Source organism: Polynucleobacter sp., from assembly GCF_030693775.1.
In the GTDB taxonomy this organism is placed as follows: domain Bacteria; phylum Pseudomonadota; class Gammaproteobacteria; order Burkholderiales; family Burkholderiaceae; genus Polynucleobacter.
In genome coordinates this window covers 65,834-84,701 of record NZ_JAUXZY010000005.1, presented here as the reverse complement: position 1 = coordinate 84,701, position 18,868 = coordinate 65,834, and the positions used below count along the sequence as shown (strand labels likewise).

19 protein-coding genes are annotated in these 18,868 nt (G+C 49.1%); 14 read left to right on the top strand and 5 right to left on the bottom strand.

Features of this window, described 5'->3' with window-relative positions:
- The first annotated feature begins 18 nt into the window (after window positions 1-18).
- The 12 genes from bchC (at window position 19) to Q8M75_RS08290 (ending at window position 11,361) form a co-directional block, all read left to right on the top strand.
- Window positions 19-966, top strand: a complete 948-nt coding sequence (gene bchC / locus Q8M75_RS08345) for a chlorophyll synthesis pathway protein BchC (protein WP_305488422.1) — start codon at window positions 19-21, stop codon at window positions 964-966.
- On the top strand, window positions 963-1,970 hold the full coding sequence (locus Q8M75_RS08340; protein ID WP_108468525.1) for a chlorophyllide a reductase iron protein subunit X: 1,008 nt from the start codon (window positions 963-965) through the stop codon (window positions 1,968-1,970). Before bchC ends, Q8M75_RS08340 begins: the two co-directional genes overlap by 4 nt.
- An 11-nt stretch (window positions 1,971-1,981) precedes the next feature.
- A complete protein-coding gene (bchY, locus tag Q8M75_RS08335; RefSeq protein WP_305488418.1) occupies window positions 1,982-3,505 on the top strand; it encodes a chlorophyllide a reductase subunit Y in 1,524 nt (507 codons plus the stop codon).
- Complete coding sequence (bchZ, locus tag Q8M75_RS08330; protein ID WP_305488415.1) at window positions 3,505-4,965, top strand: chlorophyllide a reductase subunit Z; 1,461 nt, start codon at window positions 3,505-3,507, stop codon at window positions 4,963-4,965. The genes bchY and bchZ overlap by 1 nt, the downstream gene beginning before the upstream one ends.
- 123 nt (window positions 4,966-5,088) lie before the next feature.
- Window positions 5,089-5,235: a light-harvesting antenna LH1, beta subunit gene (gene pufB / locus Q8M75_RS08325; RefSeq protein WP_108468528.1), complete on the top strand. Its 147-nt coding sequence runs from the start codon at window positions 5,089-5,091 to the stop codon at window positions 5,233-5,235.
- Between the two features lie 44 nt (window positions 5,236-5,279).
- Window positions 5,280-5,501: a hypothetical protein gene (locus tag Q8M75_RS08320; protein ID WP_305488413.1), complete on the top strand. Its 222-nt coding sequence runs from the start codon at window positions 5,280-5,282 to the stop codon at window positions 5,499-5,501.
- A gap of 10 nt (window positions 5,502-5,511) precedes the next feature.
- Window positions 5,512-5,688, top strand: coding sequence for a light-harvesting antenna LH1, alpha subunit (pufA, locus tag Q8M75_RS08315; protein ID WP_108468530.1), 177 nt, complete (start codon window positions 5,512-5,514; stop codon window positions 5,686-5,688).
- 97 nt (window positions 5,689-5,785) lie between these two features.
- Window positions 5,786-6,610, top strand: a complete 825-nt coding sequence (gene pufL, locus Q8M75_RS08310; RefSeq protein WP_108468531.1) for a photosynthetic reaction center subunit L — start codon at window positions 5,786-5,788, stop codon at window positions 6,608-6,610.
- 11 nt (window positions 6,611-6,621) lie between these two features.
- Entirely contained in the window at window positions 6,622-7,623 is a 1,002-nt protein-coding gene (gene pufM / locus Q8M75_RS08305; RefSeq protein ID WP_108468532.1) for a photosynthetic reaction center subunit M, read from the top strand.
- Entirely contained in the window at window positions 7,623-8,663 is a 1,041-nt protein-coding gene (pufC, locus tag Q8M75_RS08300; RefSeq protein WP_305488409.1) for a photosynthetic reaction center cytochrome PufC, read from the top strand. Before pufM ends, pufC begins: the two co-directional genes overlap by 1 nt.
- Window positions 8,664-8,714: 51 nt before the next feature.
- Window positions 8,715-10,289 carry a phytoene desaturase gene (locus Q8M75_RS08295; protein ID WP_305488407.1) on the top strand — a complete coding sequence of 525 codons (1,575 nt, stop codon included), beginning with the start codon at window positions 8,715-8,717 and terminating at the stop codon, window positions 10,287-10,289.
- Window positions 10,276-11,361: a phytoene/squalene synthase family protein gene (locus Q8M75_RS08290; RefSeq protein ID WP_305488404.1), complete on the top strand. Its 1,086-nt coding sequence runs from the start codon at window positions 10,276-10,278 to the stop codon at window positions 11,359-11,361. Before Q8M75_RS08295 ends, Q8M75_RS08290 begins: the two co-directional genes overlap by 14 nt.
- Before the next feature lie 28 nt (window positions 11,362-11,389).
- Here the strand turns inward: Q8M75_RS08290 and Q8M75_RS08285 are convergent, their stop codons facing one another.
- From Q8M75_RS08285 to Q8M75_RS08265, 5 genes are all read right to left on the bottom strand, one after another.
- Window positions 11,390-12,220, bottom strand: a complete 831-nt coding sequence (locus Q8M75_RS08285) for a carotenoid 1,2-hydratase (RefSeq protein WP_305489088.1) — start codon at window positions 12,218-12,220, stop codon at window positions 11,390-11,392.
- An 86-nt stretch (window positions 12,221-12,306) separates the two neighbouring features.
- Complete coding sequence (gene crtD / locus Q8M75_RS08280; protein ID WP_305488403.1) at window positions 12,307-13,812, bottom strand: 1-hydroxycarotenoid 3,4-desaturase CrtD; 1,506 nt, start codon at window positions 13,810-13,812, stop codon at window positions 12,307-12,309.
- A 3-nt stretch (window positions 13,813-13,815) separates the two neighbouring features.
- Entirely contained in the window at window positions 13,816-14,502 is a 687-nt protein-coding gene (locus tag Q8M75_RS08275) for a spheroidene monooxygenase (protein WP_305488401.1), read from the bottom strand.
- Window positions 14,503-14,513: 11 nt separating this feature from the next.
- Complete coding sequence (gene ppsR, locus Q8M75_RS08270) at window positions 14,514-15,935, bottom strand: transcriptional regulator PpsR (RefSeq protein ID WP_305488398.1); 1,422 nt, start codon at window positions 15,933-15,935, stop codon at window positions 14,514-14,516.
- Window positions 15,936-15,946: 11 nt separating this feature from the next.
- Window positions 15,947-16,840 carry a B12-binding domain-containing protein gene (locus tag Q8M75_RS08265; protein WP_305488396.1) on the bottom strand — a complete coding sequence of 298 codons (894 nt, stop codon included), beginning with the start codon at window positions 16,838-16,840 and terminating at the stop codon, window positions 15,947-15,949.
- Between the two features lie 201 nt (window positions 16,841-17,041).
- On the opposite strand from Q8M75_RS08265, the gene bchF reads away from it, so the two are divergent.
- Together bchF and Q8M75_RS08255 are read left to right on the top strand one after the other, a co-directional pair.
- On the top strand, window positions 17,042-17,557 hold the full coding sequence (gene bchF / locus Q8M75_RS08260; protein WP_305488394.1) for a 2-vinyl bacteriochlorophyllide hydratase: 516 nt from the start codon (window positions 17,042-17,044) through the stop codon (window positions 17,555-17,557).
- Entirely contained in the window at window positions 17,554-18,867 is a 1,314-nt protein-coding gene (locus Q8M75_RS08255) for a ferredoxin:protochlorophyllide reductase (ATP-dependent) subunit N (RefSeq protein ID WP_305488393.1), read from the top strand. The genes bchF and Q8M75_RS08255 overlap by 4 nt, the downstream gene beginning before the upstream one ends.
- Window position 18,868: the final 1 nt, after the last annotated feature.

The window sequence follows — 18,868 nt, the reverse complement described above, 5'->3', positions numbered from 1 at the left end:
GTAAAGTAAATATTACATATGAGCGCCATCCATTCCACAGCCGTTGTCATTGAGTCTCCGAAAGAACTCAAGTTGAGCCGGCTTGTGCTAGATGCGCCAAAGCCCGATGACATTGTGGTCGAAATTGAATGGAGCGGGATCAGTACTGGCACTGAAAAATTGCTTTGGAACGGCACCATGCCCCATTTTCCAGGGATGGGCTATCCCCTCGTTCCCGGATATGAGTCTGTTGGTAGAGTAATTGAGGCTGGCCCTAAAGCGACTATTCCAGTTGGGCAGCGTGTATTTGTACCTGGAGCGAAATGCTTTGGTGACGTTAAAGGATTATTTGGTGGAGCCGCATCCCATGTAGTTGTTCCATCGGCGCGCGTTACAGCACTGTCAGAGCAGATTGGCAGAGAAGGCGTACTGCTCGCGCTCGCTGCTACGGCCTATCACGTTACGCAAGGCAATGTACATAAGCAACCCGACTTAATTATTGGACACGGCGTAGTAGGACGCTTAATTGCGCGCATTGCCGTCATGCTCGGGCATCAGCCAGTGGTGTGGGAAGTAAATGCGGACCGCATGAGTGGCGCTAAAGGTTATCAAGTGATTCACCCGGATGGCGATGCAAGGAAAGACTATGCGCGCATATGTGATGCCAGTGGTCAAGCGCAGGTCTTAAACCAATTAATTTCAAGGCTCAAGCATGGTGGTGAAATTATCCTCGCCGGCTTTTATGACAACGATATTGCTTTTCAATTCGCACCTGCATTTATGCGGGAAGTCAAATTACGCATCGCATCCCAATGGGATCCAAGTGACTTAAATGCCGTAAAGAATTGCATCGATGCAGGTCTTCTGAGTTTGGATGACTTGATTACTCACCATCGTTCATCAACCCAAATAGATGATGTTTACCGCACAGCGTTTGAAGATGCACGCTGCTTAAAAATGATAGTGGATTGGAGAAGTGAAAAATGAACGCCCCAGTGAACCCAAAAGAAATCACCATTCAGTTTACAAACTTAAAAAAAGAAGCTGCGGTCGATCCTGATCCAGTGCATACGGGTGAAGTAACGAAGAAAACCCAGATTATTGCGATTTACGGAAAAGGCGGAATCGGTAAAAGTTTTACCTTAGCTAATTTGTCGTACATGATGGCGCAGCAGGGTAAAAAAGTATTGCTTATCGGTTGCGATCCAAAAAGCGATACAACTTCATTGCTGTTTGGGGGCAAAGCGTGCCCCACCATTATTGAAACCTCGTCAAAGAAAAAATTAGCCGGCGAAGAAGTCAAAATCGGCGATGTATGCTTTAAGCGCGATGGTGTTTTTGCAATGGAGCTGGGCGGTCCCGAAGTCGGCCGTGGCTGCGGTGGGCGCGGAATCATTCATGGATTTGAAACCCTCGAAAAATTGGGATTCCATGACTGGGGTTTTGATTATGTCTTGCTCGACTTCTTGGGCGACGTAGTTTGCGGTGGATTTGGTTTACCGATTGCCCGCGACATGTGTCAAAAAGTGATTGTGGTTGCAAGTAATGATTTGCAGTCACTCTACGTTGCCAATAACGTTTGCTCAGCAGTGGAGTATTTCCGTAAGCTGGGTGGTAATGTCGGTGTAGCTGGCATGGTGATCAACAAGGATGACGGCACAGGCGAGGCCAGTGCCTTTGCTGAAAAAGTAGGGATTCCGGTGTTGTCTGCCATTCCTGCAAACGAAGATATTCGCCGTAAGAGCGCCAGTTACGAAATTATTGGTAAGCCAGATAGTCAGTGGGCATCGGTATTTGAGGCTTTGGCACTCAACGTGGCGGAGGCGCCACCGGTCAGACCAAAACCAATGTCTTCCGATGATTTATTAGGATTGTTCTCGGCGGATCAAGTGGGTCGTAACGTGGTTCTAGAGCCCGCAACTATTTTTGACATGGTTGGTAAAGATGAGGTCATCAAGCCAACGCTTGAAGTGATCTACGACAAAGTCTAAAGATCAATACCATGAGCCAATCCAAAATAATCCCAATCCAAGCTGAGGCAGTAGCTCAGGATGGTCTTGGCTGCCATTCTGGTGCAGAAAAATTATTAGCAGCTGCGCAGGCATCCAATAAAAGCGAGATTTTGGGGCAGTACGCACAAGATTATCCAAAAGGTCCACATGATCAGCCGCAAAGCATGTGCCCAGCATTTGGATCATTGCGAGTGGGTCTGCGTATGCGCCGGACTGCCACCATCCTTTCTGGATCTGCATGCTGCGTTTATGGCTTAACCTTCACATCCCACTTTTACGGCGCACGGCGCAGCGTCGGTTATGTTCCATTTAATTCGGAGAGCTTAGTCACAGGAAAGCTGTTCGAAGACATTCGGGATGCCGTTTACAAAGAAGCCAATCCCGAGCTGTACGACGCGATTGTGATTATTAATCTCTGCGTACCAACGGCTAGCGGCGTACCTCTACAGCTCCTACCAAAAGAAATCAATGGTGTTCGCATCATTGGTATCGATGTGCCTGGATTTGGCGTGCCAACCCATGCAGAAGCGAAAGACGTATTGGCCAGCGCCATGCTCCGTTACGCTCGGGGCGAAGCAGAGTCGGGTCCTGTATCTGCGCCACGCAATGGTGTATCCGATAAGCCAACCATCACCTTACTGGGTGAAATGTTCCCGGTCGATCCCGTTGGAATTGGCATGATGCTTGATCCCATGGGCTTGGCAGTAGGGCCAGTTGTGCCAACCCGCGAATGGCGTGAACTCTATCAAGCATTGGACTCAAAAGTAGTGGCAGCCATCCATCCGTTTTATACCGCGAGTATTCGGGAGTTTGAAGCCGCCGGCAGAACGATTGTCGGCTCAGCCCCAATCGGCTACGAGGGTACAGCAGCCTGGCTGGATTCGATTGGTGAGGCTTGCGGCATTCCACAATCCAAAGTAGGCATTTCAAAAGATAAATTCTTGCCATTGATCAAAGCCGCATTAGCAGCGAAGCCAATTAAAGGCCGGATTACGATGAGCGGCTATGAGGGCTCCGAGCTTTTAGTGGCGCGTTTGTTAATCGAAAGCGGTGCCGAAGTGAAATACGTCGGCACAGCCTGTCCTAAGACCATTTGGAGTAGTGCCGATCAAGACTGGCTGGAGTCACGCGGCGTACATGTGCAGTACCGCGCTTCGCTTGAGCAAGATGTGGCAGCGATGCATGAGTTCAAGCCAGACTTAGTCATTGGCACAACACCGATTGTGCAAAAAGCAAAAGAAGCAGCAATACCATCGCTGTATTTCACGAACTTGATTTCAGCTCGGCCGCTCATGGGCGCCGCTGGAGCCGGTTCGCTCGCGCAGGTGATTAATTCAGCACTTGGCAATCAGGCGCGTTTTGACACCATGAAGGAATTTTTCGAGGGTGTTGGCACAGGTTACTCCGCTGGGGTCTGGGATGCCGTACCGGTTGATCACCCCGATTTCCGCGCAGAGACTCGCCGCCGCAACGAAAAAGCCCAGAAGAAGCGCAAAGCAGAGGAGATGGGCTAATGCTAGTTCTTGACCACGATCGTGCTGGCGGCTATTGGGGCGCTGTATATGTGTTTACTGCCATCAAGGGTTTGCAGGTGGTGATTGACGGTCCGGTTGGTTGTGAAAACCTGCCAGTGACATCGGTATTGCATTACACCGATGCCCTGCCACCACATGAGCTGCCAATCGTTGTGACGGGGTTGGCTGAAGAACAATTGGGTCGCGAAGGTACGGAAGAGTCAATGAAACGGGCACATAAAGTGCTTGATCCTGATTTGCCTGCAGTAGTAGTAACAGGCTCAATCGCTGAAATGATTGGCGGCGGCGTTACTCCAGAAGGAACCGGGATTAAGCGCTTCTTGCCTAGAACCATTGATGAAGACCAGTGGCAGTGCGCTAACCGGGCGATGAACTGGTTATGGACGGAATACGGTTTAAAGAAAATACCAGCGCGACCAGAGCGCAAAGCTGGCGAAAAGCCAATGGTGAATATCATTGGACCGGCTTACGGCACATTCAATTTATACAGCGATCTGGCAGAAATTAAGCGTCTGGTTGAGGGCATTGGCGCCCAAATCAATATGGTGTTCCCGCTCAGCAGTCATTTGGCCGATGTAGAGAAGTTGGCTGATTCCGATGTGAACATTTGCATGTACCGCGAGTTTGGCCGTTTGCTTTGCGAGACCTTAGAGCGCCCTTACTTACAAGCGCCAATTGGGATGCATTCAACCACTGCATTTTTGCGTAAGTTGGGTGAATTAACGGGTCTTGATCCAGAGCCGTTCATTGCCCAAGAAAAAAATACTACCCTCAAACCAGTTTGGGATCTCTGGCGCTCAGTTACCCAGGACTTCTTTGGTACCGCGAGCTTTGGAATTGTTGCAAACGAAACCTACACCCGCGGTGTTAGCCATTTCTTAGAAACTGAAATGGGCCTGCCTTGTAACTTTGCTGTATCCAGAATGCCAGGTCAAAAAACAGACAACAGCGCAATTCGCGATTTAGTGCAAAAGAAAACACCACTCGTTTTGTTTGGAAGTTACAACGAGCGCATGTATGCAAGCGAAGTCAATGCACGTTGCTCCTACATTCCTGCATCGTTCCCAGGCGCCATTATTCGTCGGCATACCGGAACCCCATATATGGGCTATTCAGGCGCAGCGTACTTAATTCAAGAAGTATGTAATGCGCTGTTTGATGCACTCTTTCACATTCTGCCCTTGGGTACTGAAATGGATAAGGTAGATCCTACCCCAGCCCGCTTGCAAACAGCCATCCATGCAATGCCTTGGGATGTTGAGGCCCAGTTGTTACTGAATCGCTTAATAAGCGGTCAGCCGGTTTTAACCCAGATCTCCGTAGCAAAGCGCCTGCGTGACATGTCTGAGCGTGAAGCTCGCAGCGGAAATCTAGAGCGAGTCACCGTAGATTGTGTGAATAAATCCAAAACGTCACTTGGCGTAATGGAGACAGCATGATGAAGTCGCAACCCATTTGCCTGATGTTAGGGCAGCCCGAATATGGCACCACCATGCCGTATCCCCAAATCTACAGGGGTGATGTAGAAAAGACCGCAAGGTCAGTCTTAAGGAGTATTCATCATGAGTGAAAACAGATCTATATCTGGGCTTACCGATGCAGAGGCTCAAGAATTCCATGCATTTTATGTGCAAGGTCTTCTCGGATTTGCTGCTATCGCAGTCGTTGCGCACATCCTCGTATGGGCGTGGCGTCCATGGTTTTTTTAAGTAGCAGTAATTAAGTTTTAGAAAATAAAGTGAAGAGGTGAATCATGAAGATAAATACAGAAGTTGTTAATAAAAATTTGGTGAATGACAGACTGTCATTCAAGCTTATTTTTTTGATTAGTTATGTAGTGATCTTTGGAGTTGCCTTGTTAACGATCGTTTTACCGGCATCTCAAAAAAGCTGGCTGTTTGGAAGCTCAGACGGCGCATCATTTTTTAAGACTGTCGAAAGCGGCGTTTATAGCTTTATGTCTTACTTAAATTAGGAGAAACATTATGTGGAGAATTTGGAAACTATACGACCCACTACGCGCGATGGTTGCGCAGGGCGTTTTTCTCTTTGCTTTGGCCGCAATGATTCATTTGATTCTATTGAGCACCACTCAGTACAAATGGCTCGATGGCTTGAGTCAAGCGGAGTACAAAGCTGCGGTTGCAGCTTCCAAGAAGTAATTGTTGTACCGGCGTAAGTGGGTACCTAGCGATAGTTACCTGCTTACGGCAGATTAATTAAGAACGAGCGATGTCTCGTTTTGTAAGGAGTGCATAAATGGCTATGCTCAATTTTGAAAAGAAATACCGCGTACGCGGTGGCACGTTAATCGGTGGAGATCTCTTTGATTTCTGGGTTGGGCCATTCTATGTTGGATTTTTTGGTGTCACCACCATCTTTTTCGCTTTCCTCGGAACGGCTCTCATACTGTGGGGCGCTGCGCAATCTGGGGTTTGGAATATCTGGCAAATAAACATTGCCCCTCCCGACCTCAAGTATGGCTTGGGACCGGCACCGATGATGGAGGGCGGTTTGTGGCAAATCATTACCATCTGTGCTCTCGGCGCTTTTATATCCTGGGCACTCCGGGAAGTTGAAATTTGCCGCAAGCTCGGCATGGGCCTCCATGTTCCCGCCGCCTTTAGTATGGCGATCTTTGCTTATTTCACTCTCGTGGTCATTCGCCCAGTCTTGATGGGTGCTTGGGGCCATGGTTTCCCGTATGGCATCTTGAGTCATTTGGATTGGGTATCGAATACTGGATATCAATACTTGCATTTCCATTACAACCCAGCACACATGCTAGCGGTTACCTTTTTCTTTACTACAACACTGGCGTTGTCTTTGCACGGCGCTTTGATTTTGTCATCGACCAATCCACAGCCTGGCCACACCGTAAGAACGCCAGAGCATGAAGATACCTTCTTCAGAGACATCGTGGGTTACTCCGTGGGTACCTTAGGTATCCATCGTGTCGGCTTATTTTTAGCCTTAGCAGCGGGCTTTTGGAGTGCTGTTTGTATTGTGATTAGCGGCCCATTCTGGACTAAAGGATGGCCTGAATGGTGGACATGGTGGCTTAACTTGCCCATCTGGAGCTAATAGCGGAGAACATGATGGAATATCAAAATTTATTTACCCAAACACAAGTCACTGGCCCCGTTAGTCATGGGGTGCCAATCAACGCATACGATATGCGCGAGCGTACTAAGGTATTTGGCTTTAGTTACCTCATGGGCCTCATCGGCAATGCACAACTCGGGCCCATCTACTTAGGTCGACTCGGCTTGGCATCGCTGATGTTTGGCTTGGCTGCATTCGTGATGATTGGTTTTAATATGCTGGCCCAAGTGGACTGGAACCCCATTCAGTTTGTGCGCCAATTATTTTGGTTATCGCTGGATCCTCCTGCGCCTAAATATGGATTGACCTTCCCGCCAATGAATGAGGGCGGTTGGTGGTTAATCGCCGGTCTCTTTACGACCATTTCAATTATGTTGTGGTGGTATCGCACCTATCGCCGCGCGATTGCGCTTGGCATGGGAACGCATGTGCCTTGGGCATTTGCCGCTGCCATTTGGTTATTCCTGGTTCTGGGTTTGATTCGCCCTGTGCTGATGGGCAGCTGGAGTGAGGCAGTTCCATTTGGCATCTTCTCGCACCTCGATTGGACTGCAGCCTTCTCCATTCGCTATGGTAATTTGTTCTATAACCCCTTCCACATGCTGTCGATTGTGTTCTTGTATGGCTCGGTATTGCTCTTTGCAATGCACGGCGCAACCATCCTGGCAGTCAGCCGTTTTGGTGGCGAGCGTGAGATTGAGCAAATTGTTGATCGCGGCACTGCTTCTGAGCGTGCGGGTCTTTTCTGGCGTTGGACGATGGGATTTAATGCGACGATGGAATCGATTCACCGTTGGGCTTGGTGGTTTGCAGTATTGACCCCAATCACCGGTGGTATTGGCATCCTCTTAACAGGTACCGTCGTCGATAACTGGTATCTGTGGGGTGTTAAACACGGCATTGCTCCGGCATACCCCGCCTATTTTGAGGTGGTTGCCGACCCAGCACTCAGTGCACCGATGGCACCTGCCGCTATTCAGGGAGCAAAATAATGAAAGCCGGATTGAATAAATTACTGATCACCTTAGGACTTGCTTCGGCAGTCCTATTAACGGGCTGTGAGCGACCACCGATTGATGCTAAGCAAACTGGTTTCCGCGGTACGGCGATGGTGGAAATCAATAATCCCCGCACCCAAGAAAAGCTAGCAGCTGAAAATGTGGCGCCTCCAGGCGTGCCCGTTCCTGCGGATGGACCCAAGGCAAGTGCAGTTTACAAGAACGTAAAAGTACTGGGTAACCTCAGTGAGGCACAGTTCACTACGTTTATGGTCGCAATGACTTCCTGGATTGCGCCAAAAGAAGGTTGTGGTTACTGCCATAACGTCCAGAACTTTGCGGATGATTCGGTCTACACCAAAAATGTCGCACGTACGATGATTCAAATGACGCAGGCGATTAATTCCAATTGGAATGCCCACGTCAAAGATACGGGCGTAACGTGCTACACCTGCCATCGCGGTAATCCAGTACCAAAAGAAGTCTGGTTTGATACCGCCGAAAAGAAAAAGGGTGGCATGCTGGGTAATCGCAATGGACAGAATGCGCCTTCACCAAATGTTGGCTATGCCTCTTTGCCAAACCAACCCTTTTCTAGTTATTTCTTAGCCGGAAAAGGCGCGGCGCGGATTACAGGACCTACCGCTTTACCAACAGGCCATGTGAAAACAATTCAGGAAACGGAATCGGTCTTTGGGGTAATGACCCATCTATCGAATGCATTGGGCGTCAATTGCACCTACTGTCATAACTCCAGGGCCTTTGCGGACTGGACAGAAAGCCCTCCACAGCGTGCTCAGGCATGGCATGGCATTCAGATGGTGAAGGACGTCAATAGCAATTACATTGTGCCCATTACGGGGATGTTCCCACCGCACCGCTTAGGACCTGATGGGGATGTGGCGAAGGCCAATTGCGCGACGTGCCATCAAGGTGTAAATAAGCCGCTGTTAGGTAAAAGTATGTTGAAAGACTACCCATACCTGGTTGGACCGCCGGCTGGAAAACCCGTCACAGTAGCGCAGCAGAAGTAAGTAGTAGGTGGGCTTGGGTTTTCAAGTCCTGCCAATCATGAAGGAGTAGGGATGGACCAAAAGGTCGATCGTTTTAAGATACCCGAGCTGGCTGTTTTAGGCGGTGCCAAAAAAACAGGGGCTCGGGCCATCGTGATTGGTAGTGGCTTTGGCGGCTTGGCTGCCGCTATACGTCTCGCAGTCAAAGGATATGAGGTAACGGTCCTCGAGCGCCTTGATTCGCCCGGAGGCCGTGCCTATGTGCATCGCCGTAATGGCTATACCTTTGATGCGGGCCCTACGATTATCACCGCTCCATTCCTGCTAGAAGAGTTGTGGGCCCTATGTGGTCGCAACATGAAGGACGACATCGATCTGCGTTTAATGGATCCGTTTTATCAAGTTCGCTTTGCCGATGGGCGGATTTTCCATTACACCGGCGACCCAGAAAAAATGCGAGCCGAGGTAGCCAAATTTGAGCCATCCGATTTGCCCGGATATGAGCGTTTTTTGGAAGAGGCGGAAAAATGCTACAAATTGGGTTTTGAGGAGTTGGGTGATTTCTGCTTTCAGAGCTTGGGGGATCTGGCGAAGGCCTTTCCGAGTCTGGTTAAGATGCGCGCTTGGAATAATTTATATTCCTTAGTTGCCAAGCACATTAAAAATCCACAGCTGCGCGAGGTAATGAGTTTTCACCCACTGTTGATTGGCGGTAATCCCTTCTCGGTAACGGCAGTCTATTCCCTCATTAATGCACTAGAGCGTAAATGGGGCGTGCATTCAGTCATGGGCGGTACGGGTAAGTTAATACAGGGACTTGTGAAGTTACTGAACGAGCAGGGCGTTGAAGTTCGCTATAACTCGACTGTTCGTAAAATAAACATTGAAAACAATCACGTCACCGGCGTTACCTTAGAAAATGGCCAGGTACTCTACTCCGATTTAGTCGTGTCCAATGCCGATACCGCTTGGACCTATAAAAATTTAATCGACGCCAAATACCGCAAAGTATGGACGGATAAGAAGGTCGATAACGGTAAGTACTCCATGAGCTTGTTTGTTTGGTACTTCGGAACCAAGAAGAAATACCCTGAAATACCCCATCACATGATGCTGCTGGGCGAACGCTATAAAACGCTGCTGGATGATATTTTCAAAAAGCATCATCTAGCAAAAGACTTTAGTTTGTATTTGCATCGGCCAACAGCAACCGATCCATCCATGGCACCCGAGGGCTGTGATACGTTTTATGTTCTCTCTCCAGTACCCCATTTGGATAGTGGAACGGATTGGCAAACGGTAGCAGAGTCCTACCGCAAGGCCATCGCCAACATGCTGGAAAGTACAGTAATGCCAGATTTGCAAGCCAATATCACCGAGTCATTCATGATGACGCCGCAAGACTTTAAAGATCGTTTGCTCTCTCACAAAGGAGCTGCATTTGGCCTTGAGCCATTGCTCACGCAAAGTGCTTGGTTTAGGCCACACAACCGCAGCGAAGACATTCCTGGCCTTTACATGGTTGGCGCTAGTACCCATCCGGGCGCTGGCATTCCAGGTGTTTTGTCATCGGCTAAGGCATTGGATTCGGTCATAGAGCCCGTAGTGAATACCTACCTAAATCAGGCCAGACATGCAGCAACTTAATACCGTCCGTGCCATTACCGCTGAATTTGGCTTTCAGTTAGATTTGCGTACCTGCACGGAGCTCATGAAAGATGGGTCTAAATCCTTTTTTGCCGCCTCCAAAATTTTGCCCAGCAATATTCGGAGTTCGGCAACCGCTTTGTATGCCTTCTGCCGTCTATTGGATGACTTGGTAGACGATCAGAATGCAAGCGCTGATGTAATTCCCCAAATCCAAGAGCGGCTCGCTCGAATTTACAAGCAAGATCCGATTGATGTACCTGCAGATCGTGCCCTCGCATTGGTAGTAGAGCGATTTGGTATCCCGAAGATTTTGCTGGAGGCCCTCATTGAGGGGTTCGAGTGGGATCGGGATGGCCGTCGTTATGAAACTATTAATGATTTACAGGCCTATGGCGCTCGCGTTGCTTCTACGGTTGGGGTCATGATGACCCTCATCATGGGCGTGCGCGATCCAGTGGTACTGCAGCGTGCTTGTGAGCTGGGTTTGGCCATGCAGTTGACTAATATTGCACGCGATGTGGGCGAGGATGCCCGCAATGGCCGCCTGTATTTGCCCCGAAGCTGGATGCGTGAGGCTGGAATTGACCCTGATGCTTGGCTGCAGGATCCGGTATTTAGTGAGGCACTTGGTACCGTTGTATCGCGTTTATTAAAGACTGCGGATGCCATGTATCAGCGCTCAATTGCTGGAGTTGCTGGGTTGCCCCGCAATTGCCGTGCGGCGATTTCAGCGGCGCGTTTGATTTATTGCGAAATCGGTCGCGAAGTCGAGCGCCGGGGCATGAATTCCATTAACCACCGTGCGGTGGTGCCATTCTCCAAAAAATTGCTATTAATGGGTCAGGCCCTGATGGCTGGTATTTACAGCCCTAAATTAAACGCAATACACGAGCCCATTGCAGAACTGCAGTTTTTGGTAGAAGCCGTTTTACCCAATGATCCGCATGCCCATTACGAAGGCTCAATTGAGGATCGCATGATTTGGGTGATTAACTTAATGGAGCGCGTCGAGCGCCGCCGCATTCAAAACTACGATGCCTTTATGCAGCCAGAAAAGGCTGCCGCTTAAATCGGCTAGAAAACCTCAGCAGCGCGTTTTAGGAAAACATCTTAGGTACGCGTGGCATGCGCCATGGCAACATCAACTGGGTACTCGTGGCAACAAGGCGCGGTACATTTAGCGTTTCATGCATCGACGTCACCTTTTCTCCGAGCAAGGTCGACTGCAAAATGGAACGCGCATAAAAGGGCGTATCTTCGAGGAGTTGGCTAGTGGTGGCTCGGGTATTGGCATCCGTGCGCATGTGGCGCTGAATCCGCCAGCCGGTTTTCTTGAGGGCTTGGCGTGCTGGAGCCTCAAATGGCTCCACGCTGCCATCGGGCTTAAAGCGCATGGCAATGAGTCGCTCAACCCCTGATTTTTGGCGGACATCGTAAATCACGGCAGTGCTACCGTCTTTCATAGCAGCGCGCGACCAATCCCATTCCGTAAACGGCACACTGATTGCCTCATCTCCTTCGTTTGAATCAAAGTAGGCGTGGCCTTGCCAACGCAATGCGGGGTGTTGCATGCTGACCTCGACGCGTGCAGATGGCGCAATCGGGCCCCAGCGGTGTTTTTCTGCATCATCCAAGGGCGTAGTGAACTGAAAGAGCTGCTCTGGATAGACTTTGATTGTGCCGGTGACTTTTTGGCCAAATGGAATGGCGCGCTCGGCAATATTAATCGTGAGGCAGTTGTCATCCCAATGCAGTGCGCTGGGCCCAATCTGGAAGGTATGTTGATCGCGGTGAATCCATTTACCACCACGCTCGGTCATGGTCCAGCGCTTATTACCGGGGCTATAGATTGCCACGTTGAGTGCGCAGTAGTCATTGGCATCGGCTGGTTGAGAACGATTGGCCCACGCATAGTAGGGTGAGAACACGCTACCAACAAAGGCAATGATGCTGATCCCATGCTGACCATCGTTGCTCAGCGCATCAACATACCACCAGAGGTAATTGCCGGGATCTACCGCTTGGTTGAATTGCGGCGTGCCATCAGCGCTGCGACCGCCTGTCGACCGGACAAAGCGGCCATCGGCACCCCCGGACCCGGATGGACGCTGCCGCCCGCCAGAAAGAGATTCTCGATTTGCGTCAGCGCATTGGAGCGCTGGAATGAGCTCATCCATCCATGGGTTGCTTGACCATATAGCGCTCCCCCACGACCCGGAAACAATCGATTGAATTCCGTGGGCGATGTTCGGATGGTTGAATGGCTGGACTCCTGTAGCTCCAGACCACATTGCTTGAGTAGGGTAAATGCGGTTTGCTCGCATCGGTCAATTTCCTTCTGGTTAACTTCATGATCGCCAATGGCTGGTGCATTGACAAGGCACAGTAGTCGCTCCTCCTGCTCTAGGGCAGCGCCGCTATCGTTTCTATCTTGAGCGCAGACATAGACGGTGGGCTCATTGGGGTAACTCTTGTGCTGGAAAATATCACTGAATTCACGGGAGTAGTGGCGATTGAAAAAGACGTTATGGCGAACTAGTGGGAAGCCGCTGGTTTTAACATTCATCGACCAGGTTATCGCCGAGAGTGATCTGCTAGTTGGGATTGAATTGGAAACAGCCGACCGCATGGATGCGCCCATTAATCCTTGTCGCAGGACATTGATATCACCATTAAAGACAACATAGTCTACCGGTATGCGCTCTCCGTCGGAGAGTTCAATCGATTCAACGCGGTTGTGCTGCTGATGAATTGCCTGCACCGAAGTATTGGTACGAATCCGAGCCCCCTTGCTTTCTGCCAGGCGGGCAATGGCTTTCGGGATTTCAGCCATACCGCCACGCACGGACCAAACGCCATCCATTTCAACTTGGGCGATCAGCATTAAAGTTGCTGGAGCTAGAAAAGGCGAGGAACCGCAATAGGTGGCGTAGCGACCAAAGAGTTGGTGCAGGCGTGGGTCCTTAAAGTATTTTCCGAGCGAGGACCAAAGATCACTAAAGGGTCCAATTGCCATTAGTGGCATGGATTTCGTGATGCCGAGTGAGCCCATCATGCCGGCCATCGATGGTCTGGCAGATTGAATGAAGGGCCTCTCGAGAACCTCATATACCTTCTTGGCCATTGCGCAGAACTCTAAGAATGCTTTTGCTTCAGCTGGGCTAGAAAATGCGGCAATGGCATCTGCACTTTGCTGGCGATCAGCATATAAATCGAGATACTGTTCACCCCAGGTATGCCTTGCTAAGATCGTCAATGGATCAGTTTGGACATGTGAGGAGAATGATTCGCCGCAGGCATCAAAGAGTTGCTCGAATACCCAGCGCATCGTAAACACTGTAGGCCCCGAATCTACCAATCCGATAGCATCATTAGCTCCGACTGGTACTTGGCGAATCTTTCCACCAACAGCCTGCTCTTTTTCAAGCAGAGTAACGTCAAAGCCGAGGTGGGCAAGTTCAAGACAGGCGCACAAACCGCCAATGCCGCCTCCAATGACCACGACGCGTTCGCTACTCATGTCCTAGCCATAGTGTTTGCCCCGCCATGTGCCTTCCATTTCAGATGGCGTGAAGCGTGTAAACATCGATTCTGAAAAGTACTGCTGGCCATAAGCAGCTTTGATCGCCGCTAGGTGCGCGCCTTGCTGCGCATAAGCATTGAGGGCAGTCTCATCTTCCCAAATCGTAAAAGTAGCTTGCCGTAGGTAAGGCGCCTCACCAAGGCCGGCGCTCAAAATCACCCCTTCGGACTGATTAATCGAGACTTCGGCAGGCTGCGCATTTTTCCAAAACGCATTTGCTTTAAGGGGTTTGATGGATGCGCGTGTTAATGAAGCAATCGGTCCGGATACTGGGGCATGGGCTGTTACGTCCAATTGGGTATTGGCCCAAGAGCCCCGTGTGCTGAATGCATTGAGGGTTACTGCGAAGAATTCGCGTGAGTGCTTCAGATATGACTGCACGAGGGTTGAGTGCGCTCGAAATTGCTTAGCATGCTGTTCGCTATCGAATACGCAAAACAAACCTTGTTTGTGGAAACTGGGTTTGGTACTAAAGCCACCTTCAAATCCAGAACCCAATACTTTAAAAAATTGCAGCCCAGGAATATTGCGCAGAGAAAAACGACCAATTACATAGCGGGAGAGGCCCCAGAGGAATGAATCGGGCGCAATATCGACTAACACTAATACTGCGGTTTGATTGCGCATGGTGACGTAATCTAGGAGTCGTTGTCTTCGGAGGCGCTGTTCTCAATAATGCCAAAGCGACGCATCTTAATATAGAGGCCTTGACGCGATAGACCCAACAATTCTGCAGCAGAAGCACGATTCGACATGGTGAGTTCTAAAGCCGAAATAATGCAGAGCTTTTCAATGATGTCGGTGGTTTCGGTCACAATTTCCTTGAGGGGAACTTTACCAACCAGTTCTGTCAGGTGCCGTGCATTTTTCTCAATATTGCTGGGTGTAGGACCGGCCTGTGCGACCCGCTTGGAAATGCTGCGGATGCTAAAGGCAAACGCAGGGGGATTGTGAGAGCGTACATCCACCCCTGAAATCTCCGCCTCTAATGGCGAGCTACCATCGTCGCTGGTAATGGTGGTGGCGTAGTTCTTAATGACGCCATGCTCACGTAAGGTATTCAAGATGATGCGCAAATCAATAGTTGAGCGTCCAAGCCACTGTTCTAATGATTTACCAATCACATATTCTGCCTGCGCAGAATGGGTCATTTGGGTAAATGCTTTATTAGAGGACAGAATGAGGCCTTGCAAGTTCGTCACCACAAATGCATCGCTTGACTCTTCAATGGCTTTTAATACGAGGGCGCTTTGCTCGCCATAATTAATGGTGGCCGCATTGACCGAAAGGGGATTGAGGCTAACGAGATAAACACTTTGCCGACCTTCGCGAAGCAATGCACTGGAAATCTCAACCTCATCTGCTGAATTCAGCAGGTGTACCACCCGGTTTTGTTGCAAATTACCAATCTTAAAATCAGCAAAATAGTCCTGGATGACCTCTTGATCGGCCTTCGAAAACAAGTCACCAATCGCTTTTCCAACCAATTTTTTGGAGTCGCCGAGCAAAGTACCCGATGCTTTATTGGCCTCAATAATGCGCAGCGTTTGGCTGTCGATGAGCAAATATGCTTGATCGGTAATGTTAAATAACTGCGAGTAGCGATTTTCAATCGCATGCAAGCGGGTATAGTCACGCTCAATTTCTTGCTGCGCCTCTACTAAGCGTTGTTGTAAGGCAGAGATATTGCGTAGGTCGCGACCAATCGCCAGTACCGTTTTTTGCTTGGGTAGATGAACGGTGCTAAATAAAATGGGTAATGATTTTCCATCGGGCAGCAGTTGATTAATTTGCCGCCATTTCTGTGCACCCTCGCTGGTATTGGTGTCCATCAGCGCATGCACTTTTGGATGGCTATCGATTGCTATCGTATCCATCCATTTTTTATTCATCAGACTACTAGTGTCTTCAATGCCAATTTTGTCTGCATTCACGACATCGCGAATAGTGCCATCGGTGTCAAGAACAAAAACAACATCGGCAGAATATGCAACTAACGAGACAGCGGTCTTGATATCGACTGTATCGAGACTGTCATGGGGTTGTGCGGTGAGCGCCATTTACTTTTATTTTAATTATTAAGGGCTGAAACTGAGCTGCTGACTTCGGTTGTAATATTTAAAATTCGGTTGAGTTGATGCAATGCTTCTTCGGGCGTATTGGATTTTATATCGGCCTTAATATGCCCAAATGACATCGCATCGGCATTATAAAGCGATCCCCCTGTCAGTACGATGATTGCTGGGTTTAGCGACTTATTGCGGATCGACTGAATGAGCGCGGGCAGCTGATCGAGTTGATCGTAATCGGCAATACTAATTGCAACCGCGGTCAGAGATTTATTGGCAACGGTCTTCTCAATGTACTGCTGAGTCGGCGTACTTTCGCTCAGCACATTCCATCCGGCCCAGGTAAAGTAATTCGATAAAATCAGCGGCCCTAATGTATGGTGAGAGCCTGGTGATGCAGTAACTAAAATACTATGCGCAGTAGAAGAGCTTGTTCGGGTTTCCTGATAAAGATGATCTAAGCTGTAGATTAATTTCTGCAAACGACCAGTTGCAATCGTGACCTCGGTAAAGCTAAGGCTATCGCTAATCCACTGATCGCCCAGCTTGCGTGCTATGCGTGGTATTAGTTCTAGCACTATTAGATCAATGCCCATTCCAAGATTTAATAACTCAGCAATGTATTGCTCGGTTTTTTGTGGGCCATCGCGCGTAATGAGCGCAACAAAACCATCCGCATGATCTTCAATGATTTGCCAGGTGAGGTGTGCTGACGAATGTGGTTTTAATTCAAGCGCACCCGTTTCCAAAATGGTATTGAGTAGGCGATCTTCAATCCAATCCCGGTTGCCCGTTTGATTCACGCGCCCAATTCCCTTCACCATGGCCAGAACCTTGCCGGTATCTAAGGCGGGTGCTTCAGTGGATGCTTGCTGGTTCTCTTTTTTTGCCAACATAAGGGATTCGTTTGCGATAGGTAAAAAAATAAACTTGTTTACAATGTAAAACAAATATTACACTTTTGATAGAATAAGCTGTAAATAAAGATGATATTTAAGGGTAAACCCTAATTAACTAAGGGTAAATACGGTATTTTGTAAATTAAATTAGTCGTAAAGTTTTGTTTACACATTCAAAGGAATTGGCAAAGCAAAAACGTGAGTAATTTGACTAAACCCCTCTACACCGCAGATCAGCGCAAACGGCGCAATGAATCGGTGTGGACCTTGGTTCAGGGCATTTTGGCTCCAGTTCAATTTCTTATTTTCATTGCCAGTTTTTGTTTAGTCATTCGCTACCTGTTTACTGGCGATGGCTATGAAATAGCAACGATATCGATTGTCGTCAAAACAATCGCCTTGTATTTGATCATGATTACTGGATCGATTTGGGAAAAAGTCGTGTTTGGTAAGTACCTCTTTGCTGACGGTTTTTTCTGGGAAGATGTTTTTAGTATGCTGGTTCTAGCGCTCCATACTGCGTACCTCTATTTCTTATGGAACGGCGCACTAAGCGCCAACGAGTTAATTTATTTGGCATTGGCCGCATACGTTGCTTACTTAATCAATGCGGCGCAGTTTTTGTGGAAGCTAAGGGTGGCTCGATATGAAGGCGTCGAGGAAGAGTCCCTTAAATCCGATAAGCCCAATATCCACGGGGGTATGGCAACATGAACGCCATTACTACGCCAAATCTAAACTCGGCGCGTGACGCAAGCCGCGACATTCCCATCATGAAAGAAAAGGGCCAGCGAGAGGTTTTTTGTGGGCTTACGGGCATTATCTGGCTGCATCGCAAAATTCAAGATGCGTTTTTCTTGGTGGTGGGCTCACGCACCTGTGCACATTTAATTCAGTCGGCTGCGGGCGTCATGATTTTTGCAGAGCCCCGTTTTGCTACTGCCATTATTGATGACCGTGATTTAGCCGGAATTGCCGATGCCAACGACGAGTTGGATAAGGTGGTAACTAAATTATTAAGCCGTAGGCCCGACATCAAACTGCTTTTTCTAGTTGGATCATGCCCATCTGAAGTAATTAAGTTGGACTTATCCCGTGCATCAGAGCGCCTGGGTAAACAGTTTATTCAGCAATGCCGGATCTTAAGCTACTCCGGTAGCGGCATCGAAACCACCTTTACGCAGGGGGAAGATGCCTGTTTAGCCGCCTTAGTGAAGGAGTTGCCTAAGTCCAGCGAGAGTAAGGCTAGTTCAGTAGATTCCAATGCGAAGAATCTCGTGATTGTGGGCTGTTTGCCAGACGTTGTAGAAGATCAATTTCGGCGGGTCTTTAATGAGCTTGGCATCGATGCGGTATCGTTTTTCCCGCCACGCCGAAGCAGTGATGCTGTCACAGTCAATGCCGATACACGCTATTTATTAGCCCAGCCTTTCCTTGCTGAGACGGGGCGCTTATTCGATGAGCGGGGGGCCCAGCGCCTGGATGCGCCATTCCCCTTTGGGGTTGAAGGAACAAGCCATTGGTTGGCCGCTGCTGCTAAAGAATGGGGCATCGCCGATGCTGACTTTGAGCGTGTAACTGCGCCCAGAAAAGCCCGTGCAATGTCGGCATTAGAGCGTTACAAAGCGATTCTGAATCAAAAAACTATTTCCTTCTTTCCAGATTCGCAGTTGGAAATTCCCTTGGCCCGTTTCTTGCACAACGAGATGGGCATGACCTTGCTGGAGGTCGGCACACCATACTTGCATCGCCAGCATTTAGCCCAAGAACTCGCGCTCTTACCAAGCGATGTTCGCCTGGTTGAGGGGCAAGATGTAGAAAAGCAGCTCGATCGTTGCCGAATAGATAATCCGGATATTGTGGTCTGTGGTTTGGGTTTAGCCAATCCATTAGAGGCTGAGGGAATCACCACCAAGTGGTCGATTGAGTTGGTATTTAGTCCGGTCCACGGTTACGAGCAAGCAGCTGACTTAGCTGAATTGTTTGCCCGTCCATTGCAACGTCGCATGAAGCTGGCGGCCTAAT